The organism is Psychrobacter sp. NZS113 (assembly GCF_015864825.1).
Taxonomy (GTDB): domain Bacteria; phylum Pseudomonadota; class Gammaproteobacteria; order Pseudomonadales; family Moraxellaceae; genus Psychrobacter.
Genome location: NZ_JADYWL010000006.1, coordinates 204754 through 229784, shown reverse-complemented (window position 1 = coordinate 229784; position 25031 = coordinate 204754). Strand labels below are relative to the sequence as shown.

23 protein-coding genes are annotated in these 25031 nt (G+C 42.4%); 11 read left to right on the top strand and 12 right to left on the bottom strand.

The features are described 5' to 3' along the window. Positions 1 to 40: 40 nt before the first annotated feature. Positions 41 to 706: a tRNA-(ms[2]io[6]A)-hydroxylase gene (locus tag I6E61_RS10815; protein ID WP_227685832.1), complete on the top strand. Its 666-nt coding sequence runs from the start codon at positions 41 to 43 to the stop codon at positions 704 to 706. Between the two features lie 182 nt (positions 707 to 888). On the opposite strand, the gene I6E61_RS10810 is transcribed toward I6E61_RS10815, so the two are convergent. From I6E61_RS10810 to mtgA, 6 genes are all read right to left on the bottom strand, one after another. Beyond that, positions 889 to 1089 (bottom strand): hypothetical protein, encoded by a 201-nt coding sequence (locus I6E61_RS10810; protein WP_197134554.1) that lies wholly within the window; start codon positions 1087 to 1089, stop codon positions 889 to 891. Positions 1090 to 1153: 64 nt separating this feature from the next. Then, the gene (locus tag I6E61_RS10805; protein ID WP_227685809.1) at positions 1154 to 1453 is read right to left on the bottom strand and encodes a hypothetical protein; all 300 of its coding nucleotides are present in this window, start codon (positions 1451 to 1453) and stop codon (positions 1154 to 1156) included. Between the two features lie 112 nt (positions 1454 to 1565). Further along, positions 1566 to 1817: a hypothetical protein gene (locus tag I6E61_RS10800; RefSeq protein ID WP_197134551.1), complete on the bottom strand. Its 252-nt coding sequence runs from the start codon at positions 1815 to 1817 to the stop codon at positions 1566 to 1568. Positions 1818 to 1978: 161 nt separating this feature from the next. Further along, positions 1979 to 2149, bottom strand: coding sequence for a hypothetical protein (locus tag I6E61_RS10795; protein WP_197134548.1), 171 nt, complete (start codon positions 2147 to 2149; stop codon positions 1979 to 1981). A gap of 276 nt (positions 2150 to 2425) precedes the next feature. Then, complete coding sequence (ppk1, locus tag I6E61_RS10790; protein ID WP_197134710.1) at positions 2426 to 4630, bottom strand: polyphosphate kinase 1; 2205 nt, start codon at positions 4628 to 4630, stop codon at positions 2426 to 2428. A 73-nt stretch (positions 4631 to 4703) separates the two neighbouring features. Beyond that, complete coding sequence (gene mtgA / locus I6E61_RS10785) at positions 4704 to 5381, bottom strand: monofunctional biosynthetic peptidoglycan transglycosylase (protein WP_197134545.1); 678 nt, start codon at positions 5379 to 5381, stop codon at positions 4704 to 4706. Positions 5382 to 5760: 379 nt separating this feature from the next. On the opposite strand from mtgA, the gene I6E61_RS10780 reads away from it, so the two are divergent. The 4 genes from I6E61_RS10780 (at position 5761) to I6E61_RS10765 (ending at position 9501) form a co-directional block, all read left to right on the top strand. After that, positions 5761 to 6069, top strand: coding sequence for a glutaredoxin family protein (locus I6E61_RS10780; protein WP_197134542.1), 309 nt, complete (start codon positions 5761 to 5763; stop codon positions 6067 to 6069). Between the two features lie 38 nt (positions 6070 to 6107). Further along, positions 6108 to 7307, top strand: coding sequence for an alpha-hydroxy acid oxidase (locus I6E61_RS10775; RefSeq protein ID WP_197134539.1), 1200 nt, complete (start codon positions 6108 to 6110; stop codon positions 7305 to 7307). 136 nt (positions 7308 to 7443) lie between these two features. Next, positions 7444 to 8574 (top strand): rhomboid family intramembrane serine protease, encoded by a 1131-nt coding sequence (locus tag I6E61_RS10770; RefSeq protein WP_197134535.1) that lies wholly within the window; start codon positions 7444 to 7446, stop codon positions 8572 to 8574. A gap of 114 nt (positions 8575 to 8688) precedes the next feature. Further along, the gene (locus I6E61_RS10765) at positions 8689 to 9501 is read left to right on the top strand and encodes a MipA/OmpV family protein (protein ID WP_197134532.1); all 813 of its coding nucleotides are present in this window, start codon (positions 8689 to 8691) and stop codon (positions 9499 to 9501) included. 80 nt (positions 9502 to 9581) lie between these two features. Here I6E61_RS10765 and I6E61_RS10760 read toward each other — a convergent pair whose 3' ends face one another. From I6E61_RS10760 to fumC, 3 genes are all read right to left on the bottom strand, one after another. Continuing rightward, positions 9582 to 10460: a hypothetical protein gene (locus I6E61_RS10760; protein WP_197134529.1), complete on the bottom strand. Its 879-nt coding sequence runs from the start codon at positions 10458 to 10460 to the stop codon at positions 9582 to 9584. Between the two features lie 163 nt (positions 10461 to 10623). Further along, on the bottom strand, positions 10624 to 11151 hold the full coding sequence (locus I6E61_RS10755; RefSeq protein ID WP_197134526.1) for a peroxiredoxin: 528 nt from the start codon (positions 11149 to 11151) through the stop codon (positions 10624 to 10626). Positions 11152 to 11301: 150 nt separating this feature from the next. Then, positions 11302 to 12705: a class II fumarate hydratase gene (gene fumC / locus I6E61_RS10750; protein ID WP_197134523.1), complete on the bottom strand. Its 1404-nt coding sequence runs from the start codon at positions 12703 to 12705 to the stop codon at positions 11302 to 11304. Positions 12706 to 12903: 198 nt separating this feature from the next. On the opposite strand from fumC, the gene I6E61_RS10745 reads away from it, so the two are divergent. The 4 genes from I6E61_RS10745 to I6E61_RS10730 all read left to right on the top strand — a co-directional run bounded on the left by I6E61_RS10745 (position 12904) and on the right by I6E61_RS10730 (position 15598). Then, a complete protein-coding gene (locus tag I6E61_RS10745; RefSeq protein WP_197134520.1) occupies positions 12904 to 13554 on the top strand; it encodes a 5-formyltetrahydrofolate cyclo-ligase in 651 nt (216 codons plus the stop codon). Next, the gene (locus tag I6E61_RS10740) at positions 13554 to 13811 is read left to right on the top strand and encodes a hypothetical protein (protein ID WP_197134517.1); all 258 of its coding nucleotides are present in this window, start codon (positions 13554 to 13556) and stop codon (positions 13809 to 13811) included. Before I6E61_RS10745 ends, I6E61_RS10740 begins: the two co-directional genes overlap by 1 nt. A gap of 212 nt (positions 13812 to 14023) precedes the next feature. Next, positions 14024 to 14965, top strand: a complete 942-nt coding sequence (locus I6E61_RS10735; RefSeq protein WP_197134514.1) for a hypothetical protein — start codon at positions 14024 to 14026, stop codon at positions 14963 to 14965. A gap of 183 nt (positions 14966 to 15148) precedes the next feature. Then, entirely contained in the window at positions 15149 to 15598 is a 450-nt protein-coding gene (locus tag I6E61_RS10730) for a hypothetical protein (protein WP_197134511.1), read from the top strand. Positions 15599 to 15739: 141 nt separating this feature from the next. Here the strand turns inward: I6E61_RS10730 and I6E61_RS10725 are convergent, their stop codons facing one another. After that, positions 15740 to 17101, bottom strand: coding sequence for a Na+/H+ antiporter family protein (locus tag I6E61_RS10725; protein WP_197134508.1), 1362 nt, complete (start codon positions 17099 to 17101; stop codon positions 15740 to 15742). A 469-nt stretch (positions 17102 to 17570) separates the two neighbouring features. On the opposite strand from I6E61_RS10725, the gene lon reads away from it, so the two are divergent. Together lon and I6E61_RS10715 are read left to right on the top strand one after the other, a co-directional pair. Then, positions 17571 to 20216, top strand: coding sequence for an endopeptidase La (gene lon / locus I6E61_RS10720; RefSeq protein ID WP_197134505.1), 2646 nt, complete (start codon positions 17571 to 17573; stop codon positions 20214 to 20216). Between the two features lie 366 nt (positions 20217 to 20582). Next, a complete protein-coding gene (locus tag I6E61_RS10715) occupies positions 20583 to 21140 on the top strand; it encodes a superoxide dismutase family protein (protein WP_197134502.1) in 558 nt (185 codons plus the stop codon). Between the two features lie 147 nt (positions 21141 to 21287). Here I6E61_RS10715 and topA read toward each other — a convergent pair whose 3' ends face one another. After that, positions 21288 to 23957, bottom strand: a complete 2670-nt coding sequence (gene topA, locus I6E61_RS10710; protein ID WP_197134499.1) for a type I DNA topoisomerase — start codon at positions 23955 to 23957, stop codon at positions 21288 to 21290. Between the two features lie 307 nt (positions 23958 to 24264). Further along, complete coding sequence (locus I6E61_RS10705) at positions 24265 to 24858, bottom strand: hypothetical protein (RefSeq protein WP_197134496.1); 594 nt, start codon at positions 24856 to 24858, stop codon at positions 24265 to 24267. Between the last annotated feature and the right edge of the window lie 173 nt (positions 24859 to 25031).

Here is a 25031-nt window from a genome sequence, read left to right as displayed (position 1 = left end):
TGATAATGCCTTAAACGATGAACTTATGAACGACAACGATATGGTAAAAGACGGCATAGAAAGAGAAAGTGCTGATATCACTCAGCTACGGACGCCTATAAAGGTAGACCTCACCCCTGTCTATAATTTCTTGGGTGCTCGAACCACTCAAGCATGGGTAGATGCTGCGATTAATAACTTGCCATTAATCATTCAGGACCACGCCAATTGCGAAAAGAAAGCAGCAGGCACCGCCATGAATCTCATATTCCGCTATGAGTTTTCCTATGATTTGCAGTGTAAATTGGCACAGTTGATACGTGAGGAAATGCTACATTACGAGCAGGTATTAGGCATCATGAATGACCGTGGTCTAGAGTGGAAATACCTCAGTGCTGGACGCTATGCTAAAGGTATGCTAAAGCACAAGCGAACTTACGAGCCAGCAGCGATGGTCGATGTACTAATCATTGGAGCATTCATTGAAGCACGCTCTTGCGAACGATTTGCGTCGCTAGCCGAGGTTATCAATGATGAACGCTTGGCAAAGTACTATCGTTACTTACTTAAGTCAGAAAGTCGTCATTTCGAGGATTACTTGGCCTTGGCTCAATCACTGTCTGAAGACAATATTGATGAGAGAGTGGCTTTCTTTAAAGAAGTAGAGTCAGAGCTGATATCTAGTCCGGATGCTGAATTACGCTTTCATAGCGGTACACCTGCTTAGGTATTGCTAGTAGTTGTTTAGATACTGATAATCGTTTAGATAAAAAAGGTACTACTACGGTTCAAGGTTAATATCTTGAACCGTAGTAGTACCTTTTCTGATTCTAATTCTAATTAGATCTGTCTATTGACGTTTTTACTTATGACATTCTTTGTTAAGTCCAGAACCATCACAATAAATCATTATTCATCGTCTTTCATTAATGGACTATCATACTGTTTGTTATTTTTGGCAATGTTATGTGGGTCGTGATCGTCTGTGGCTCTTTCTGCAGCAGCAGGATTGGCTTTCTGTAGTGCATCGTCAGCGACAATGCCATTGTTATCATCTGCATCTTTTAACTTATGACTCTGATTAACTTCCTTATCGTCTGGCATGCTCATAATGACACCTCATTCTCGTCGTTATTATTATTGTCTTATTCAAATATAAATTACTAAGTAAATACTATCTGTCTTTTTCATCAGGGTTCAACACACGCGATTGCGCATTATCAGCGTTTGCATAACGGTTTAAATTATTGATACCTTCACTCTTAGATGGATCATTAGTAACGGTATGCTCATTGATACCGTCATCAAAAGCATTGCCTTCTTGGTCACGGCGGTCAGGCTGACGTGCAGGATTGTCGTTATCATTTACGTGTTCTGAATGAACGACACCTTCTTTAAACGTGTCCGTTCCTTTGTTCTCAGTGATCTTCTTTTCTATCTGGTCATCTGATAATGCTGATTTTTTATTTTCCATGGTCGTATCCTTATTATTTTTATTCGTCTGTTTTCGACTGCTATGATGCTTATCATTAAAAGCTGTTCATTACTAAAGCTGCTTATCAGATCCTCTCGACATCAGCCGATCTTTAATTGTTACCTTTCTGACTCAAGTCATGAACATTCAAATCTGCAACGTTTTTCCCACCAGCAGGTAGATCTTCCTCTTTGCGTGGATCAACGTATACCTCATCTGTTTCTTGAGAGGCTTGCTCGGGACCGTCGATCTTCGGTTCATGCTTGCGGCCTTCATAACTATCCCGTGGGTTGTTTGGATGTGATGCTGCCGAATCGTTAACTACTACTTTTTCTTCATTATTTGGCTGACTATCAGTTGTCATAGCGTATCCCTCAAGTTGTAGTCAATCCTCTATAAAAGAGTTACCGCATTAACCTTGCTTGAAGTATTAAATATACGTCTACACTCGGTTGCCTTGTATTTCTTCTAAACTGGATTAACTATAGTTTGTTGAACGTTAAATAAAAGGTTATATCGCAATGACTATTTATCAGTGCGTAGCTCATCTTCGATAAATGAGGTTTGTTCTTCATCACTTAATGATTCAGGCGCATCTACTTTTTTATCACTCTTAAGGTTTTGTGCAATTTGTTTGCTGTCAGCGTTTTCAGCTGCTTGTTTGATATCTGAGCTGTCGTTGTTTGTCGTACTCATAATGATTTTCCTATTTTTATAATTTATTGGTTTTACTTGCTCTTTTATGTAGCTGCCTATCTAGTAGGACTGCTATTGATTATAAGTAGAACGTTGCGCACCTCACCAGTGTACTGCCGTATCAATATGTGAATAAATGTGAGGTTACAAGACAGTTTGTAACTTATACAGATCATTTGCCCAAATAAAAACCAAGCGCCAGTATCTACCAGCGCTTGGTTTTGTTCATTCATTTGCCACTTTTAATGTCATCAAAGATGTCATTCACAAAGTACGCTAGACTGAATCTCCCACCCCATTGATAACCTTTAATAGGTGTTCTTGGGCAACATACGGTGTCTCACCCGCTACTGATTGCAGATGTGTCCACACACCATTACCGTCTAGTGTCCAAGCTTGAGTATTGTCTTTTAGATAACTGAGCAATCCATCTTGATAGACTTGCTTAAAAAGTTTTTTGTCTTCAATGGGAAATGCCACTTCTACGCGATGGAATAAGTTACGATCCATCCAGTCGGCACTGCCACAATATAAGCGCTCATCACCATTGTTATAAAAATAATAAATACGCGTATGCTCTAAAAACCGGCCGATCACAGAGCGTACTGTAATATTTTCAGACAGACCTTTTACTTGTGGACGTAAACAACACATAGAACGCAAAATCAGCTCGATTTTGACCCCTACTTGCGAGGCGTCATATAACTTAGCAATCAGTCGACGCTCAGTCAGGGCATTAACTTTCACAATAATATGAGCGCGTTTGCCTGCTTTTGCATGTGCGATCTCATCATCGATAAAGCGTATCAATTTATCATGCAACGTAAATGGTGCATGTAATAGCTTTTTGAGATTGGCAGGTTTGCCCATGCCTGTTAACTCTTGGAATATTTTATGGACGTCTTCAGAGATGTCAGGATCTGCGCTAAACAAACCATAGTCGGTATAGACTTTTGCGTTGGCAGCATGATAGTTACCCGTACCTAAATGCACATAACGGCGGATACGGTCGTCCTCACGGCGTACGATAAGCATAAGCTTGGCATGGGTTTTATAACCGACGATACCGTAGACTACAACTGCGCCTGCTTCTTGCAAATAGTTGGCAACAGCAATATTAGAGGCTTCATCAAAACGCGCGCGCAGCTCGATGACAGCAGTCACTTCTTTACCATTACGAGCAGCAGCGGCAAGTGCTTTGACGATTTCTGAATTGGTGCCTGAGCGATATAGGGTTTGCTTAATCGCTAGCACTTTTGGATCGCTGGCGGCTTGCCACAATAAATTGATAATTGGCGAAAACGCATGAAAAGGATGATGCACGAGCACATCTCTTTTGCGCATAGCCGCAAACATACTGGTCGCTTTGTCCAGCTTGTCCATCTCACGGCGGAACTCTTTCGGTATCACATGCGTAAATGGCTCATAACGCAGCGCTGGAATATTAAAATCAAACAGCAACCGTGTTAAGTTGACCGGACCATTGACGCGGTATAGCTGATTGTCATGCAGCTCAAACTCATTGAGCAAATAGTCACTGATATGCGTCGGACAGTCCATTGTGACTTCTAAGCGGACTTTATCACCAAACCGGCGATTCTCTAGTTCACCCTCTAGCGCTTTGGCAATATCTTCGACATCATCAGCCAAATCTAAATCAGCATTACGAGTCAACCTGAACTGATGACACCCTGTCACACTCATACCAGGAAATAGCTCGCCGATATGCTCATGAATGATGGCAGATAGCATGACATGATGCTCTTTGCCACCTGTCAATTCATCAGGTAGACGAATCACACGTGGCAGGCTGCGCGGTGCTGGCACAATCGCCAGATTGATATCACGACCAAAAGCATCTTTGCCTTCTAAGGTAGCGATGAAATTTAAGCTTTTATTAACCAGACGTGGGAACGGATGCGCAGGATCAATACTAATCGGCGTCAACACTGGCGATACTTGCTCAGTGAAATAGCGTTTCATCCAAGCCGACTGTTCAGCATTCAACTCATCGCGTTTTAGGTAACGGATGTCTTCCTTAGCAAGTGCTGGCAAGACAACTTCATTAAGAATACGATACTGCTCATCGATAGCATCGTGCATCACCGTGGATATCTCGTTCAGTACCTCACTAGGACGCATACCATGAATGCTGGTCGAGACATCACCAATATTGAGCTTTTGCATCAGGCCTGCGACCCGAATCTCAAAAAACTCATCGATGTTTGAAGAAAAAATAATCAAGAAAAACAGGCGCTCAAGTAGCGGATGACGAGGGCTGGCCGCCTGCGCTAGCACACGTAGATGAAACTGCAATAAAGATAGGTCACGATTAATATAGCTGCTCGGCGAGTAGCTACCGTCTTCTGAGCGCTGCCATGGCACTGAGGTCAAACTCTTATTATTGCCCTCTATATAAGCTTTATTATCAACAGCCACAATGTCATTTACATTGCTATCACTACTTTGCTCTTTATTCATATCTAACACGTCATTATTCCTTTTACTTTATCGATACGCGATCATCTTTTGTAGGTTAATGAAACTAGCGCGACTATGGTAACACTGCGTTTTTCATACGCTTTTTAACGACACTCTGTTTGTTACGTAATCGTCTGTCACCCTGATTGTCTTCGTAATATTTTGGGTTGGTCAGCATGGAAATAAGCAAAGCTGACTCATCACGGTTGAGATTGGCAGCCGACTTATCAAAATAATGATGCGCCGCCGCATCGATACCATAAATACCATCGCCAAACTCTGCCACATTGAGATACGCAGCCAAAATACGCTGCTTGTCCCATAGCGTTTCAATCATCACGGTAATCACCGCTTCTTCGCCTTTACGAGCGTACGAACGATGCGAGGTTAAAAATAAGTTTTTTGCGAGCTGCTGAGTAATCGTTGAGCCACCAGCAGACGCTTTGCCTGTTTCTTCATTTTTCTTACGTGCGGCCTCAATACCTTTAAAATCAAAACCACTATGTTGGCTAAACGTTGAGTCCTCACTCACTATCGCCGCTTGTTTGGCAGATTTTGCAATGGCATCATAATCAGCCCACGTCTGTGTGACCGTGCCACCCGTTAGGCGATGCGACAACATAAACATGCTGTTATTGATCGGTTGCGTTTTCCAAATTAACAGCAGTCCAGCGACTAGTACGTGAAATGCCACAACTAATAGTATTAATACCAATAATAGTCGTTTGAGAAATTTGCCAAAACTTGCCATGCGCGATATCCAAATGTTAAAAAAGGTAATAAGATGAAGTAATAAGTCAGTAATGAAAAGCAGCAGGTCATCTTACCTAATCTCACAATCGCTGTCATTATTTACCCTACTTCTTTATCATGTCATAACGGTGAAATACTGTGTTAATTTTTGATTAAAATTCTAGGGCGTGTCCTCAATTCAATCGATAGTCATCTAAATGGGTTAAAAATGGCTAAACCTTGCCAAACGGCGTCAAATAGCTGACTAATATCTCGATATTATCTGCGCTATTTTCCTTGTTTGACGGCAATTTATCTCATTTTTATCACCATTTCTAAAATGAGGACACGCCCTAAGACAAGCTTTTTGTGACAAGTATTAAAACAAGAGAATTACTATGTACGATGATAACAATATAAAAGAGCTGCGAGCACGCCTCATTGAAAAAACTCCTAGTCTCAAGGCCGATCAAGATAAATGGTGGTTACTGGGTACGTCTGGCTGTCATCTATGTGATGTCGCAGCACACCTGCTGACACAGTTTCAAGCAGTACAGCCCGTTACTTATCAAGATGTTGATATCGCTGATTTTGATGAATTATTAATGATGGAATTTGCCACCACGATTCCTGTTATTCTGACACCATCCAAACGATTGAATTATCCGTTTTCGGTATTGGACCTACAGCAACTGCTCAGTCAATAATATTAAAACAGTCATAGAAACCAGATAGTGGGAACGCCATGAAAGACTTAACGCCTATTTTAAAAAAGATAACAGAAATCGAAGACTTGCGGCGAATCGCCGAACGCAAAGTACCGCGTATGTTTTATGATTATGTCGATTCAGGCTCATGGACCGAAACCACGTATCGCAGTAATGAAACTGACTTTGACCGTATCAAATTGCGCCAGCGGGTCTTGGTCGATATGGACAATCGCAGTCTAGCCACACATATGATTGGCGAATCCGTCAAGATGCCAGTGGCGATTGCACCAACTGGATTTACGGGCATGATGTGGGCGGATGGCGAAATTAAAGCTGCTCAGGCGGCTGAAAAATTCGGTGTACCCTTCTCACTCTCGACCATGAGCATCTGCTCTATCGAGGATGTCGCTGAAAACACCAGTGCACCATTTTGGTTTCAGCTGTATGTCATGCGCGATCAAGATTTTATGGCCAATCTGATTCAACGGGCAAAAGACGCTAATTGCTCGGCACTGATATTAACTGCCGACTTACAAGTCATGGGACAACGCCATAAAGACATCAAAAATGGCTTATCTGCACCGCCTAAACCAACGCTGACCAATATCATTAACCTAATGACCAAGCCGCAATGGTGCATGAACATGCTAGGCACTAAGCGTCACAGCTTTGGCAATATCGTTGGTCATGCAAAAGGTGTTGAGGATTTGTCCTCATTAAGCTCATGGACCGCAGAGCAGTTCGACCCGCGGCTAAGCTGGGACGATGTCGCCCGTATCAAAGATGCATGGGGTGGCAAGCTGATTATAAAAGGCATCATGGAACCTGAAGATGCCATCATGGCCGCTCGTAGTGGCGCTGATGCACTGGTCGTCTCCAATCATGGTGGTCGTCAATTGGATGGCGCGCTGTCTTCCATCTCTGCGCTTTCTGACATCGTGCAAGCTGTGCATGCCGAAAATAGCGATATAGAGGTCTGGTTAGACAGCGGTATTCGCTCTGGTCAAGATGTATTAAAGGCTATATCGCTGGGTGCGAAAGGCACGATGATTGGACGAGCATTCCTGTACGGGCTTGGCGCTTATGGTGAAGATGGCGTACGCCGCGCACTTGAGCTTATCTATAACGAATGTGATATTAGTATGGCATTCTGTGGTCATACCGATATCAATAACGTCACAGATAATATCTTAGTGAAAGGTACTTATGAAAACCTCAAAATTCCTAATTATTAGAAACACCATCTTTATAACTAAAGCTGTCAGTCATTCACTTGCCAAGCTTTAAACTATGCTGGCAGGTTGATGCATAACATTATCTGACCATACCCTTTATACTCTACTCATAACCTTTCATTAATAGTTAGCTTTTATGACCATTCAACAATTATTCAAAACAGCGCCCGTCACTACGTTATTGTTAGTCAGCTTTATTGGCTTATTTATTGTGCAGATGCTGACAGGCGTCGATGCCAATAATCCCTCGACTGAGGCATTGCTAAACTGGGGCGCGAATGCATTGCCTTACACTATGCAAGACCAACCATGGCGGCTAGTCAGTAGCGCATTTTTGCATATTGGTTTGATGCATTTATTGTTTAATGGCTTTGCTATGTATTTCTTTGGGCAAGTTGCCGAGCCGATGTTTGGCTCAGCCAAGTTTTTGGCATTGTTTTTATTGTCTGCAATCGGTGGTAACTTACTCAATAGTTATGTGACATGGCAAAGTCTTTTAGAGGGTACGGGACAACCTGGGCTGTCGGCTGGTGCTTCTGGTGGTATTATGGGTATTGGTGCAGCATTGTTAATCGCTGCCCTGTTTAAAATATCAGTGAATGGCATGGTGCTGAATCTAAAAAGCCTGATATTTATCATGGGCATTAACCTCGTCTATGGGTTTGCCGTACCGGGTATAGATAATGCGGGTCATATCGGTGGCGCTATTACCGGACTGGTCATCGCACTGGCTTTCGCTATTGCTTACCGTCACCGTTTGGCTGTTGCGCTACAAAATGCAGCTATTTATCAAAATCAAAACCTACACAGCTATCAAACGACCTATATCAACCAACCGCCTAGCATCGATAGTTACTCAGCTCCTCACGCTACTGATTTAGATAATAGTGACTTAAATAGCTCTGACTTAAATAGCTCTGACTTAAATAGCTCTAACTTTAATAGCCAAGACTTTAACAACAATAATTTAGATAGCCGTGATTTAGATAGCACTAATTTCAATAGCAATGACATTGATGGCTATCGTTCAGATATGACCGGCTCATATAATGATGATACTTATGCGCAACGTAGCGCTGGTATGGATTCAAGGTTAGATATCGACACTGCTCATGCCAACAGCACCACACCAAAAACACCTATTAAACCCTCGTTTATCTGGCAGTTATTGCCATGGCTAGCGATCTTATTGATCAGCATTGGCTTTGTCTGGTGGTGGCAAGATATTCACTATCAGATACTACAAGTATTAAAAGCTATTGAGTAAACGCCCATACTTATCTATCATGGCTCAACGGCTTCTTAGTTTGGTTTTCCCTACTCGCTTATTGCCACCTAACTGTTTTACCTTATTATGATCACTCCTTTACGAGATTCTCTTATGTTTACACTTGCAGCGCTACATCATATCTCTACGCGTACTATGTTCAATGCGTTAACCGCTACTGCGCTACTCAGTGTGGCTAGCCTGTCTAACGCTGCTCTTTTTGAGGACGACTTGCCCACTGACAAAGACGCGGTACTAAGCGTCGGTGTCAACGTCATGGCGGTCAAGTCCGCATATGATCTAGAAGATAACACCGAGGTAAATGTGTTACCTGGTGCATTTTATGACAATAATAGAGTTTATATCCGGGGCGCTCAAGCGGGTGCTTATGTGCTGAATGATGGCGTCAATCAGTTGTCTGCTTATGTCAAACTCGCAGGTTCTGAGTTTGATCCTGATGATGCCAATGGCGATCTGTCTGGGCTTGATGAACGTAAGTCATCAGCAGAAGCTGGTCTGAGCTATCAACGTAATACATCACTGGGCGCTATCCGTGCTCAAATAGGGACTGATGTGCTAGATCGCAGTGGTGGTAATACGGCTCGTTTGACGTATCTTGCCAGAATCACTAAGGGCAATTTGACAGTCTACCCGAGCATTGGCTTTGAATATTATGATGCTGACTATAATGAATACTATTATGGTGTTAGTGATGAAGAGTCAGCGGAAACGGGCGTTGCTGCTTATCAGTCTGATTCGAGCCTGAATCCTTATGTAAGCATCAGTGCTAACTATGATTTCAATGACAAATGGGCTGGCTTCTTTAATCAAAGCTTGAGCTATCTACCAAATGAGCAATATGATAGTCCAATGGTAGACTCACGTGTCGAAGGCGCAACGACACTTGGTTTGCTTTATAAGTTTTAATTAAGATTAAATATTTGATATAAAAAAGACCTTACCGCGTAATGTGGTAAGGTCTTTTTTCATAGGATGTTTAGTGAAAGTTATACTTTGACTTTTGAGATATTTTCGCCAATTTCTTGGATAGCTGCTTTCAATACGTGCAGACATATTTTGGCAGTATCTTCTCTTGGATTAAATCCAACACTCATTTGCTGATGCGGATGAATATAGTTCCGAAAATCTCGTAGCGTATGGCTAAACCTCTGAATATCATGTTGTACCAAGCTTAATTCATAAGCAACATCAATAAAAGAGCTTAACGACCATTTGGAGAGTTCGTAAACTTTACCTGATTTATCCTTAGGAGAGGATTTTGCAGTATTAAAATGTCTAGGATACTGATTCGCTAAACCTAACAAAATTCCTTCGAGAGTACTGCCTGCTATGATAATCACAGACAAATAGGCTTCTGAAGAATAGCACCTTTCTATTTCTTTTATTCTTCCTTCTATTACTTCCGACACCATTCCTTCTAATCCAATTTTTTGTACAGAAACATTTGAAAATTCCCGACTTAAAAACTGGTTCTCAGTAGTAGTCTGTTTAGGTTTTAAAGGCTCCTGCACCTCAATCTTATCTAGCCGCTGAAAACTAATATCAGAACCGTTACGAATTATCTTCCATTTATCGAAAGCAATATATTTATTAAACCCTGTGATATATGCATCGAGGTCTTCTAAACGCTCTATAAAGTTAACAGGATTGAATAAATCTTTGATACAACGATCTAGCTTAGGAGTTCCATTAATACCTTCTAGTTTTTCATCAGTATACGACCAGCGTGAGGGAAAACCCTGTCCATAAGTATCATTGAATCCAAGATTATTAAATAGGCGAACAAGCTGAGGACCCGACCTATACTCAGTATCTTCATTAATTAAAATACGTAATTTCTCAAGCGACTTTGAATTTAAATTCATAGACAATCTCCAAATATATCTATGCATCATAGCATGAACATCTGCACCTAAAACCTTTCTCACAAAGGGACGTAATTTAACGAATAGTTTTTATTTTGAATAAAAAAAAACCTTGCCGCGTAATGTGGCAAGGTCTTTTTTATTTCTAACTTCTCAATAGACTCTAAGCATTACTTTTTAGGTACTCTAACATAGTGTCTGCATCTGATACTTCAAATGGGTCTATTGGACAGTTGTCGCCAAAATCGGCTTCCTTAAACACTTTCTTAACTTCTTTATTGTCGACAACCATCGAATAACGCCATGAGCGCATACCAAAGCCAACATTACTCTTATCAACAAGCATGCCCATTTTACGAGTGAACTCACCATTACCATCAGGAAGTAAGAAAACGTTTTCACGGTTTTGCTTTAGACCCCATTGGTACATGACGAACGCATCATTGACAGAAATACAAACTATTTCATCTACGCCTAATGCCTTAAACTCATTATAAAGCGCTTCATAACGAGGGAGATGGCTAGTCGAACAAGTTGGCGTAAAGGCACCTGGTAGAGAAAACACAACTACCTTTTTATCGGCAAATAACTCATCTGTGGTTAGATCATACCATGTGAACGGGTTGTCTCCTCCAATAGAGTCATCACGAACACGAGTTTTAAAAATCATATCAGGTACATGGGTAATCATTGTTTACTCCGATTTAGGTTGTTGTCTTTTTTTATTCTAAATTCTCAGTCGAACAAATATGACGCTGCTACCAGAAAGACGAATGCAAATGGTACTTATCGTACATTGAGCAGGTCTGACGCCGTAGCAGGTCACTACTTGATATACTGCTTACTTAGGGTTCACCATATCAGCAGGAATTACCCACTCATCAAACTGAGCTTCAGTTAGTAGCTCTAGCTCAACCGCAACTTGCTTCAAGGTTTTGTTTTCTTTATAAGCAGTCTTAGCGATTTTCGCAGCATTTTCATAACCAACATGACGGTTCAATGCAGTGACTAGCATCAATGAGTTGTGCAAGAAATCATCGATTTTGTCTTTTACTGGCTCGATACCAACGGCACAGTTTTCATTGAAGCTGTTACAGCCATCACCCAATAGTTTGATAGATTGCAACAAGTTGAACGCGATAACTGGCTTATAAACGTTTAGCTCAAAGTTACCTGATGCGCCAGCCATGCTGATCGTTACATCGTTACCCATAACTTGAGCGACAACCATCGTCAATGCTTCTGACTGAGTTGGGTTAACTTTACCCGGCATGATAGAAGAGCCTGGCTCGTTCTCAGGAATCGTCAATTCGCCTAGACCACAACGAGGACCTGATGCCAACCAACGTACGTCGTTAGCGATTTTATTCAAGCTAGCTGCTAGCGTTTTTAGTGCGCCTGACGCAAATACTTCGGCATCACGAGCGGCTAATGCTTCGAATTTGTTCGGTGAGGTGACGAATGGCAAGCCAGTCAATGTCGCTAATTGCTCAGCCGCTGTTACTGCATAATCAGGATGGGCGTTTAGACCAGTACCAACCGCAGTACCACCTAATGGCAATTCATATAGGCCTTGTAACGCATTATCAATACGTACCAATGAGTGATCAAGTTGGCTAACATAACCACTGAATTCTTGACCCAACGTTAATGGAGTAGCATCTTGTAAATGCGTACGGCCGATTTTTACAATGCTATCAAATTCTTTGGCTTTAGCCGCTAGCGTATCACGCAATGCTTTTACCGCTGGAATCAACAAGCTGTTGATCTGACGAGCAGCAGCCACACGAATTGCTGTTGGGAAACTGTCGTTGGTAGACTGTGCATGGTTCACATGGTCATTTGGGTGGATTGGCGTGTAGCTGCCGCGCTCAGAACCAGCGATTTCGTTGGCACGATTAGCCAATACTTCGTTCATGTTCATGTTTGACTGCGTGCCAGAACCCGTCTGCCATACAACCAATGGGAACTGATCCGTTAAACCACCATTGATGATTTCGTCAGCAGCTTGCACGATGAGATCACGCTTGTCATCTTCGATACGCTCAAGGCTAGCATTGGTGATTGCAGCGGCTTTTTTGACCAATGCCATTGCTTCAATCATCGGACGTGGCAAAGTCTCGCCACCGATTTTGAAATTTTCGCGGCTACGCTGGGTTTGCGCACCCCAATAAGCGTCAGCTGGGACTTCCACGTTGCCCATGGTATCTTTTTCGGTACGAGTTGCCTGATTCTGTGTCGACATAACTACCCTCTTTGATGGTTTGTTGTTTTATAACTGCTTCGTAAAAAGTGCAACACCTGCTGCACATAAAGGAGAATACGATGTAAAGTGGCGTTATGATAGCATGACTAGGGCGTGTTGAATATTCACAAATAGCCATTGCTAACGTCTAAAAGCACCAGTAACCATCAACTTAATACATTATTGGATAGTATAACTATGCATCCTGAACCAAAAAACGTAGCGTCAGAGGAATCAGCCGTTAGCAACCCACCTAGACGACACTTTACTCGCCAGCGTCGACAGTTAAGTGATGGCACGCGTAGGAATATGGGACAAGCAGCGAGTGTGCATTTAACGAAGTTACAGCAGCGATTACCAGCACATGCTCGGATTGGCTTATATTACGATGGCTTTGGTGAGCTACCCACTCAGCCAATATTAGATTGGTGTCAACGCTTAGGCTATTTTCCTTATTTACCAGTCGTCGGCTCACTTGGTCGTGCTAGCAATGGCAGCGATAATAAACATTTACGCTTCGTACCTGTTTATCACTCAAAGCTACTCAACATACCGACGCGTATCCATCGGTTAGGTATGAAGCAAAACCATCATCGTCGTCTACTTTGGGCGCGCGAATTGGATGTCATTATATGTCCACTGGTGGCGGTCGACCTAAACGGCAACCGTATGGGCATGGGTGGTGGGTTCTATGATACGACGCTTGGCAAAAGCTATCGGTCAGGTGCGAAAAAACCATTAAAAATTGGCTGGTGTTATGACTTTCAAGTGGTTGAGCAATTAGAGCGTCAGCCTTGGGATGTGCCATTAGATGGCTTAATTACACCAAGCGGCATAAGGTGGTTTTGATGAAAGACGATAAACAGTTTGAAAAAGACTCTAGCGCTGCTGATTCCAGTGCAGATAGTGTGGATGAGTATTTGCAGACATTAGGCAATGAGGACGCTAGAGAGCTACGTTACTACAGTCAAGAGCAGCCCTTTAGCGCTGATGAGATGACAAGGCTTGTCAATGAAGAGCGTCTAAATAAACTGCTCGCACAAAGTGATGAGTTTTTGAACAGTTTAAGCGGTGAGTTGAGAGATTTTGATCAAGACAGTCTCTGATTTAAGTAGGGTACGCCCAGCGCACTAAAAAATAGATTGATGATAGTTCTTGGTACGCTCGGTGCACCCTACAAAACTTATATACCAGCCACATATATTCCTTTACTTCCGACATCAGCATAGCTCACTTTTTTAAATTTAATTAACATAGGTATCGTACCTTGATTCCCTCAATAACTCATTCTAACAAGAAAACCATAACGATAGTAATTATGCTAATAGCAGTCATCGCGCTATCACTTGCCTTTTTTTTAAGCAAGTTTCAAGTGTTTTGGTCACCCTTTCAAATCCTAAGCCATGACGACATTGAAAAAAACCAACAAGGCATTTGCTTAGCGGAAGATAGACAACTTGATGAAAAAGAGCTGTTTGTTCGCGCTATGCAAGGCTATTGGGACAAACGTACACACAGCGTAGCAAGAGATATTAATTATGAAGGTGACGTTATAATGCGGTGTCAGAAACAATCCCTATGTGAATATTGGAAGATACCTGAACCCCTGCTGTTAGGAAAGTATACAAAAGCCATTTTAGATCGACCAGATACTATCGATTTCAAAGCCCTGATGACGGACTATTTTCAGGCCGCACTCTTTGAGCAAGACAGTATAGCGAACCTGTCCCAATACAAGGATGGTGGGTTTCCTTATTCTATTTTGGCTGCAGAACAGGGTAGATACAGTTTGATTCCCAGTGATTGCTGTCAATTATTGACTGACAAACACTATAGTCAGGCGTTTATCAAAAAAGACCCTGAACAAAACACGAAGCAACAACAACGAGGCAATGGTCATTACTTTATTAAGGTAAAAGATGTACTTTTGTCCAAGGCTTTTTCTGATAATGATATGGCTAAACCTCATCATTTAAGACCAAGGAATATACATTCTACGATATATTCTATCTCTAATTGTGGTGAGTTCTATGAGGAATATTATGAAAGCATACTTAATTCTGATTATGTCCCTTTATCTTTCAAAGACAGCGTGCTTGAAGGGCTTCTCCCTACTGACGATTCACTGTATTGGTATGACGATAAATATATCAAAGGAGAGGTATTCGAATCCACCACAGACTATGACGAGTATTTAAAAATACGAAAAGTCATAGACGAAGAAGCGCGGCAGTATCTGTTAAAAAAGTCAATTAAATAACGACCAATCAAACAAACAAACCATAGGAAACCTATTATGAGTACTTTTAATTTAAGCTTTTAGCGCCGATAAGTAACGGCAGTGATTAACGAGAAAAGCCTAAATAAACTGCTGGCGCAAAGTGATGCGTTTTTGAATAGTTTGAGCGGTGAGATAAGAGGTTTTGATGATTAGGCATGACACATGAGCACAAAAAAAATTTCTATGAGGACAGTTGCTAGCTACTTTAAAGCGCAGAAACTACGAATAGTTTTCGCTATTTTATGGGCTTTGTTTGTCGGTCTTATTATTACTTTAGGTTTTGAGCCAAATCCTTATGCGCTAGAGATGCTTGATGCTCCTGAGCCGCATTCGTATGATATAGAGCTCGTCGTCATATTGGTGGTTGCGATGCTTTTTCATTTGAGCTTTCTCGTCACTATCGACGTATACATGCGTAGCCGGTGGAAGTTTTTTACCATGCTGGTTATTACCACGTTATTTTTGCTTTGCTTCGGTATGGTGGCAATGCATGCACCGCCGTCACTAGGCTGTATGATTTTTTGGACTTTCTTATCATTTTTACTGTTTTTAGTTATTTGCTTTTGTCAGGCTTGCTTGTTTCTTTTGCGCCGATTTTTTGGTAGAAAATAAGTTTGATGGCATAGTAACAGGTATTTAAAAATGATTTAAATATCCAATTTTTGCTAACTAACAACCAAACTATAAAAAAAGGCGAATGATTATAAAATCACTTGCCTTTTTCATGTCTATTATAATAGTTCGCATTATTGATTAAAGCACCATCGCCGCTATCCAACCAAATATCAATAACGGAATATTATAGTGAATAAAGGTTGGCACCACACTGTCTTTGATATGGTCATGCTGTCCATCAATGTTTAGACCAGACGTTGGCCCTAGAGTCGAGTCTGACGCAGGAGAACCTGCATCACCCAACGCGCCAGCCGTACCGATAATCGCCACAGTCGCCAATGGAGAGAACCCTAACGAGATACATAGCGGTACATAAATCGCGGCCAAAATAGGAATCGTCGAGAATGATGAGCCAATTCCCATGGTCACAATCAGGCCAACCAATAACATAGTAAATGCAGCGATTGCTTTATTACCAGCGAACAGTGAAGCTGCCCCATCGACCAATGGCTGAATCTGCTCAGTTACTTTCATGACTTCCGCAAACCCTTGCGCAGTAATCATGATAAAACCAATCATCGCCATCAACTTGATACCGTCATTAAAGACCGAATCGGCTTCACGCCACTTGACCACGCCGGTAGCCATAAAGACACCAAAACCAAACATTGAACCTAGTAATAGCGAGTCGGTATAAAGTTGTACGACAAAAGCAGTCACAATCGCTGCCAGTGCAACTAGCGTCTTTAGCTTGCTTTGCGACTGTGCATCAGCCGCCGTTTTGCTCAATGCATCACCCTCTACGACCGCATCATGTGCCTCTTTATCTATGGCAACTTGTTGATACGCGCGTGGCTTGCGATAACTGATAAAAACAGCAATCAGCAAACCAATAAACATGCCTAGGGCTGGTATCGCCATCGCTTTAGTGACAGAGATATCAGTAATATCAATCCCCGCCTCACCCACGTTTTTGAGCATGATTTGATTGAGGTAAATATCACCAAAACCATATGGGATAAACATGTAGGTAGTGACCAGACCAAAAGTAATCAAACACGCAATCAGTCGTCTATCAATGTGCATACGATTGAATGCTAGTAACAGTGGCGGTACCAATAAAGGAATAAAGGCGATATGAATAGGGATTAAGTTTTGGCTAAAGCAGCTCATGGTAATGAGGCCTGCAAACAGCATGTACTTAATCATGCCACTAGTGCCGCCTGCATCAATGCGCTTGATGACGGATCCTGCCAGTGATTGCGGCAAGCCCGAATGAGCAATTGCGACCGCAAACGCCCCAAGTAACGCATATGACAGTGCAATCTCTGCACCATTGCGGATACCTTCTTGAAAAGCCTCTAAAGTCTCAGTAATACCGAGACCCGCTATTAGTCCACCAGCCAGCGCACCAATTAATAAACTGAGCACCACGTGCACTCGCGCAAGTGACAGCCCCAACATGATGATGACTGCCAGCAGTACCGCATTGATTGCCATGTGTTGCCTCGTATTCTATTTGCTTTAATTCAATGTAAACTTATTGATATCTCATAATGTATGGATATCACCGTCGTCTCAAAAATGCTTTTTCTCTAATGTGTCTCTAAAAATTTCTACTCAAAAACACACCGTTTAAGACGCGCGACAGTTTACCTTATTTTGCCTATAAAACCTATGCGTAGAACCCAATAGATATTTGATAGCGGCTATTTATAAGTAGTCTATAAACAGTCGTTATAACTGCTTTATGCCATTTTTTTATGGCTATTTCCGATATACTAATTCTCATCAATGACGCATAAAACTGATAACCGTATGACGCTCTGTATTCAGTTAGATATAAATATTTTGCAAAGTTAAGCAGGTGAGTATGAGTACAAGCCTTGCAATTTTATCTGCGAGCACCATTTATCTAAACATGAACCACGAACTTGACTTTACAAGTCTGGTGAACGAGGAAAAATATATGAGTGAACATAAAATAGCCCAAGACAATATCGACATAGATGTCGATGTTTCATCTACTGTTGCTGATGATAGCCAGCCAGACACTGTGTCTAGTCATGCTTCAGAAAGCGAGTTAAAGACAGCGTCTGATAGTATCGAAGATATTACAAAAGACGAAGATACTGCTAAAGATGACGATAGCGAAGACAGCACTAGTGAAGACGACGATGCTAAAGACAGCGTTGAAGACGACACCTACTTACCGTTATTGGCATTGAGAGATGTGGTCGTCTATCCACATATGCAAATTGCCTTGTTCGTCGGTCGTGCACCATCGGTCAAAGCCGTTGAACTGGCACAGGCTGAGTACGGTAATAAAGTACTGGTCGTAGCGCAAAAAGACTCGCTGACCGAAGATATTGATCAAGACAACTTGTATCAATACGGTACGGTGTGCCGCATCGTCAGCACCATGCCACATGATAGTGACGAAAACTGCATAAAGGTATTGATCGAAGGTCAATATCGTGCGCGCGTTGACAATATAGAAGATCACGACACGCTATTGATGGCGAGATTTGAGCGTGCTGACCTCGATGTCAGTATGGATGAGAGTCAGCAAAAGAACACCATTCAAGCGCTGACCACGCTATTTGAAAGCTATGCTGATGCACGTCTACGTAATGCCCGTGAGCTAACGCGTGTGGCGAAACGCATCGACGACTTACTTGAGTTGGTGTACTTCATCTCAACTCGTGTGTCGATGGATCTTGATATCAAACAGTCGTTCTTAGAAAAAGACGATATCAAAACGCATATCAATACCTTGACCGAATACTTGGTCAAACAAAGTGCTGAGCAAAATATCGAACAAGATATCCAAGAAGCTGTCCGTCAGCAAATGGAAGAAAATCAGCGCGAGTACTTCTTAAACGAAAAAATGAAAGCCATCAAAAACGAGCTGTCAGATATGAATGACGGTGCGTTCGATGGTGATGATGATGTCGCCGAGCTTGAACAGCGCTTAGAAGATGCTGACTTGCCAGAAGATGTCCGCAAAAAAGCGGAGCAAGAGTTTAAGAAACTTAAGATGATGCCACCTGCATCGAGTGAATCGTCAGTCGTACGCAACTATATCGAATGGATTTTGGACACGCCGTGGAACGCGACGACCAAAGTTTCTATCAATTTAGACAAAGCTAAAACAGTATTAGACGAAGACCATTACGGTTTACAAGATGTAAAAGACCGCATCTTAGAATATCTCGCCGTGCAATCACGCGTGAAAAAACTCCGTGGCCCGATTTTATGTCTCGTCGGTCCTCCTGGTGTCGGTAAAACCTCATTGGGTGAGTCGATTGCACGTGCCACTGGTCGTAAGTTCGTGCGTATGGCGCTTGGCGGCGTGCGTGATGAAGCGGAAATTCGTGGTCATCGCCGTACCTACATCGGTGCGATGCCGGGTAAAATCGTCCAGTCACTGGCCAAAGTCGAAGTCAAAAACCCGCTATTCTTATTGGATGAAATCGATAAGATGGCGCAAGACTTCCGCGGTGACCCAGCATCAGCGTTGCTTGAAGTGTTAGATCCTTCACAGAACGATACGTTTAACGACCATTATTTAGATATGGACTTAGACTTATCGCAAGTGATGTTTATCTGTACGGCAAACAGCATGGACATTCCAGCAGCGCTTCTTGATCGGATGGAAGTTATCCGCTTACCGGGTTATACCGAAGAAGAAAAAGTGAATATCGCACAGAAGTATCTGGTGCCAAAAGCGATCAAAAATAACGGTCTCAAAGAAGGCGAGATTGAGATTGTCGAAGCAGCGCTGCACAGTATCGTTCGTAGCTATACCCGTGAAGCTGGTGTCCGTAATCTCGAGCGTGAAGTGAATAAAATCTGCCGCAAAGTTGTTCGCGGTTCAGTTGAGACACATGGCGCTCGTGCTCCGAAAAAAGCAGAGCGTGAGCTAATCGTGGTTGATGACAAAAACATCGATGATTATCTTGGTGTTCATCAATATGACTATGGTCTGGCTGAAGAAGAGCCTGAGATTGGTCGTATCACTGGTCTGGCTTGGACACAGGTCGGTGGTGAATTATTAACCATCGAAGCAGTCGCCATGAAAGGTAAAGGCGAGCTTAGCTTTACAGGTTCGCTCGGCGATGTCATGAAAGAGTCTATTCGCGCAGCCATGAGTGTGGTTCGTGCTCGCGGTGATAGCTTAGGCATTGATTATGAGACGTTTAAAACCACTGACGTCCATGTGCATATGCCTGAAGGCGCTACGCCAAAAGACGGCCCATCAGCTGGTGGTGCACTGACCACAGCGCTAGTCTCTGCGTTGACAGGTATTGCGATTCGCCCAGATATTGCGATGACAGGTGAGATTACTTTACGCGGGAAAATCCTACGTATCGGTGGTCTCAAGGAAAAGCTACTCGCGGCACATCGCGGTGGTATCAAGCATGTGTTGATTCCAGCGACCAATGAACGTGATTTGGCTGATATCCCTGATAACGTGAAAGAAGGCCTAACCATTCAACCAGTCGCCACGATTGAAGAGATATTGAAAGTTGCGTTGGTCAGTATGCCAAAACCAATTAAGCCTGCCAAAGTAACGGTTGATAAAACTAAAGGTAAAGCATTGCACAGTTAATAAGTGTTCTGTTATTAGCTCAATCTGATAGATTATAAAAAGCCGCTCATCATATGATGGGCGGCTTTTTTCTGCATGTTAATTGCTCATTTTTGAATATTCATACATTGTTCAATATGCACTTCTTACAAACCCAGATTAGTTTACTCTCACAAGGCTTTTAGCTAAGTCTGTTTTTCAAACCCATACGATACTTACATTTATTAACCGATTGTTGCGCATTTGATGAATAACTATAGGGTTAGCTTGGCTATACTAACTCCGATGTTAACGGATATTGACACGAGTTTTAGTAGAACAATAACCATAGATATTCGAAACTTTCATGACAACCAAAAATAATGACTAAAACAATTGGAGAAAATAATGAATAAGACAATGCTTGCAAGTGCTCTATTATGTGGTTCAGCTTTAGCGATGACTGGTTGCCAAACCGTAGAAGGTCAGATGCAAACAGGTAATCCTTTGAGCCAACCTACCCTAAAATCAACCATACACACTGTAAATGGTGATAAAAAAGAAGTTGGCCAAGTATTCTTACGTCCAGTTGATGAGGGCGTACAAGTATACGGTAAGCTGATGAACCTACAGCCAGGTCAGACTGTATCATTGCATATCCATGAAACAGGTAGCTGTGCCGATATGGGTAAAGCCGCAGGTGGTCACTTCAATCCAGATAACAAACCACACTCTAACCCAGACGACATGAATGGTCATGCTGGCGACCTACCTAACCTAACGGCCAATGACAATGGTGTAGCGACTATTAACTTCGTAAACAAGAAAATATCTGCGGCTGAAGCAGGTAAATATAGCGTGAACCGTTTAGCATTTATCGTACATGGTGGTACAGATGACTATACCAGTCAGCCAGCGGGTAATGCTGGTGATCGCGTCGCTTGCGGTATCATCGAAACGATGTAATAGCTTACTAATAATATTTAAAGCTAAAAGTTATTGAAACTGAATATCATTAGAGCTAAATATTATGGATAGCATAAAAAAACCTCTTAGATGATCTAAGAGGTTTTTTTATGCTTTAAAACTATTTATGACAAAGGTAAAAGAGATTTACTCTTCTACCCACTCACCTTTACGCCAGTACACACCCCAACGGGTGGCTTTGCCATTTTTCTCAGAGCCGATATATTGCTCTTTTTTCTTGCGTGACCAACGTAATATCGTTGCATTACCCTCAGGATCTTCGTCTGGGCCTTCGAACAGATACTGGAACTTGTCTTCCATCTTATCTTTGATTTCTCTTAGCTCAGCCAGCTTTGGCGGACGTGTCTCGCGCACTTTCGGGAACTTAGACGCTGCTAAGAACATCCCTGCTGCGCCTTCACGCAAGATAAAGTAATCTTCATGCTTGGTCGATTTTAGCTCTGGTAAGTGAATCGGATCCATACGCGGTGGTGCTGCTTCGCCCGTTTTTAGTACTTTGCGAGTATTGTCACACTTTTGACAAGCGAAATAAGGACCAAAACGTCCCGTCTTTAGCTCCATCTGTCCATCACACTTATTACAGTCGATGGTAGGGGCATCTGAGCCCGGCACTTCGAACTTACCTTCTTCTAGGATATAGCCGTCGCAGTCAGGGTTGTTACCGCAGATATGCAGCTTCAAACCACCATCCACGATATAGCCGTTCATCGCTGTACCACATTTGGGACAGCGTTTTTTCTCCATCAAATCTTTGACTTCGGCCGCTTCGTCCTCTTCACCTTCAGCATCATCGAGATTGGCGAAAGCTTCGACTGGCATTAAGTTTTTGGTGCCTTTACAGCGCTCTTTCGGTGGTAAATTATAACCAGTACAACCTAAGAACACACCTGTCGAGCCAGTACGCAGCTGCATCGGGCGGTCGCAAAGATCACAATGGACGTCTGGCACGTCGGTCGGATCATTTGGACGCATGCCGTCTTTTTCTTTAGCACGATCTAGAGTCGTTTTGAACTCGCCGTAGAAATTATCTAGCACGTCTTTCCAGTCTTGCTCGCCCTCTGCCACGTGATCAAGCTTGTCTTCTAATGCGGCAGTGAACGTATAATCCATCAAATCTGGAAAACTTGCTGTCAATCTGTCAGTAACGATATCGCCCATTTTTTCGGCAAATAAACGCTTATTCTCAAGCTTCACATAGCCGCGATCTTGAATGGTCGAGATGATAGAAGCATACGTCGATGGACGACCGATACCTTTTTTCTCAAGCTCTTTGACGAGACTGGCTTCGGTGAAACGAGGTGCTGGCTTGGTAAAGTGCTGGCTTGGATCTAGTTTATCTAGCGTTAGCTTATCGCCTTTTTTAACATCAGGTAATAGCGTGTCATCGGTCTTGGCTGGTGGCATAACACGCGTAAAACCATCAAACACCATGGTACGACCACGGGCCTTTAACTCGACATCATCAGCGCCAACAAACAAGTTTACTGACAGGTATTTTGCCGGTAGCATCTGACACGCTACAAACTGACGCCAGATTAGCTCATATAGACGTATCGCATCACGCTCAACCCCTTTAAGTTGGGTTGACTTCATATTGACGTTAGAAGGTCGAACGGCCTCATGCGCCTCTTGTGCGCCTTGTTTATTACCATAAAAGTTCGGCTTTTCTGGCACATATTTTGTGCCATAGCTGTCTTCGATATAACCACGTACCGCCGCCAGTGCATCACCTGACAAGAATGTCGAATCGGTACGCATATAGGTGATATGGCCAGCTTCATATAAACGCTGCGCCAAAATCATAGTTTTCTTAACAGAGAATCCCAATCGCGTACTAGCGGCTTGTTGCAATGTAGAAGTAATAAATGGCGCACTTGGACGTGACTGTGTTGGCTTCTCTTCGCGTTCTTTGACGATAAAATCATTTGCATTAAGGATGGCTAGTACTTTATCAGTCTGCTCTTTATTCACCAGCTTAAGCGTCTTGCCACCTTGCTTGGTCGCTTCTAGGCGTATACCAATTTGCTCAGCGTCTGAAGTTTTTGAGGCATTGCTATTGGCAATATGCGTGTCTGCATGAATCTGCCAGTACTCTTCTGGAATAAAAGCGCGAATCTCATGCTCACGCTCAACTACTAAACGCATGGCGACTGACTGTACACGACCTGCTGACAGACCGCGCGCGATTTTTTGCCATAATAGTGGCGACACCATGAAACCAACCACACGATCTAGAAAGCGACGTGCTTGTTGAGCATTGACGCGGTCAATATCGAGCTTGGATGGTTGTTTGAAGGCATTTTGGATAGCAGATTTGGTAATCTCGTTAAAGACCACGCGCTCATACTTACTATCAGCACCGCCAATGACTTCTTTTAGATGCCAAGCGATTGCTTCCCCTTCTCTATCCATATCCGTTGCGAGATAGATTTTGTCAGCGTCTTTGGCTAGCGCTTTTAGCTCTTTGATGACTTTGGTTTTGTTTGGCAGTACTTCATAGACTGCTGCCCAATCGTGCTCTGGGTCTACACCCATGCGCCTTACTAAGGCTTGCTGGGTTTTTTCTTCTTTACTTAGGCTCTCATCTTTTTTGGTCGTTGCTGCTTTTTTGGCGCTCTTGCTCGCACCAACTGGTAAATCACGAACGTGACCAATACTTGAGCGCACAATAAAGTCATCACCAAGGTATTTATTAATGGTTTTTGCCTTGGCTGGTGATTCTACGATCACCAAAGACTTACCCTTTGGGCTGTCAGCAGGAGTTGCTGTACTTTTTTTGGCTGCGGTTTTTGCCATATTTTACGACACCATAATATAAGTAAATTAAAAGTAAGAATAAATTCAGCGGCATGGCAATTTATAATAATTGGTTATAATAGCTCAGCGAATTATTGTATTGAGGCGCATTAAACATTCGACCATGGCGCTGATAGTTGCTCATAAAAACAGTTATAAAACAAACAATAACCATAATATAAAGATATAGTTATAAAGACGTTACACTGCTAAGCGCTAAACTGTCAACTGAAAATGACTGGGAGTCTATCAAAAGCGCTTGCATATTGGTTATTAATGGAGATTAAAAAATTATTTACTACCCTGCTTAGGTTTTCTGCACTTCTATTGCCCATTTTTCCAAATTTTCTTTTAACGCTAACAGGTCTTTTTCTATCAGTGAGTGATGATAAGCAGGATTACTTAATGGACGTACATAAGCAATATCTTCCCAATAAATAATAATACTATTGGCTTTGGTCCATAAGCCTTTTACAAATGGCTCAATACTGACTGGTAAATCAAGCGGTACTTTATCCAAGCTAAAATTGGTTTTTTTGACCGTGGTATCCGCATGACCATAATTGGAACGAATAGCACTTGGGATAGTAAGTTTGGTCGTATCTCTCGTCGTATCGACAAAACTACTGTCTGGACGCCACTGTCCATCAATCACTTGATAACGTGTATGCGGTAATTGCGTGTCATCTAGCACCAAGCAATATTGACCCATCATGCCACGGCCATACTCGTTATCTTTACCTTTAATCCAATCAGGACAGGCCACCAGTTTTGGATTGAGCTGTAACCGACGCGCCGTCATGCGCAGTTTATCCAAGCGCTGATCGATACCATTCGGTTTGAGCGCCATCATACTCCCTAATACAAATAGTACAATGATAACGCCAATAAATATGCCCATGATGGTCTGACCTTTTGACTGAATTAAGTAATACTATATAGATGCTTATAATGAGCACGAAACACGAAAAATCAAGCACCATGAACTGGTAGCCATTTACCGGCGACTCATTTAAGCCATAGTAATACCACTATATATATTGATATATCAAATACTTAGCAGCACTAAAAGCC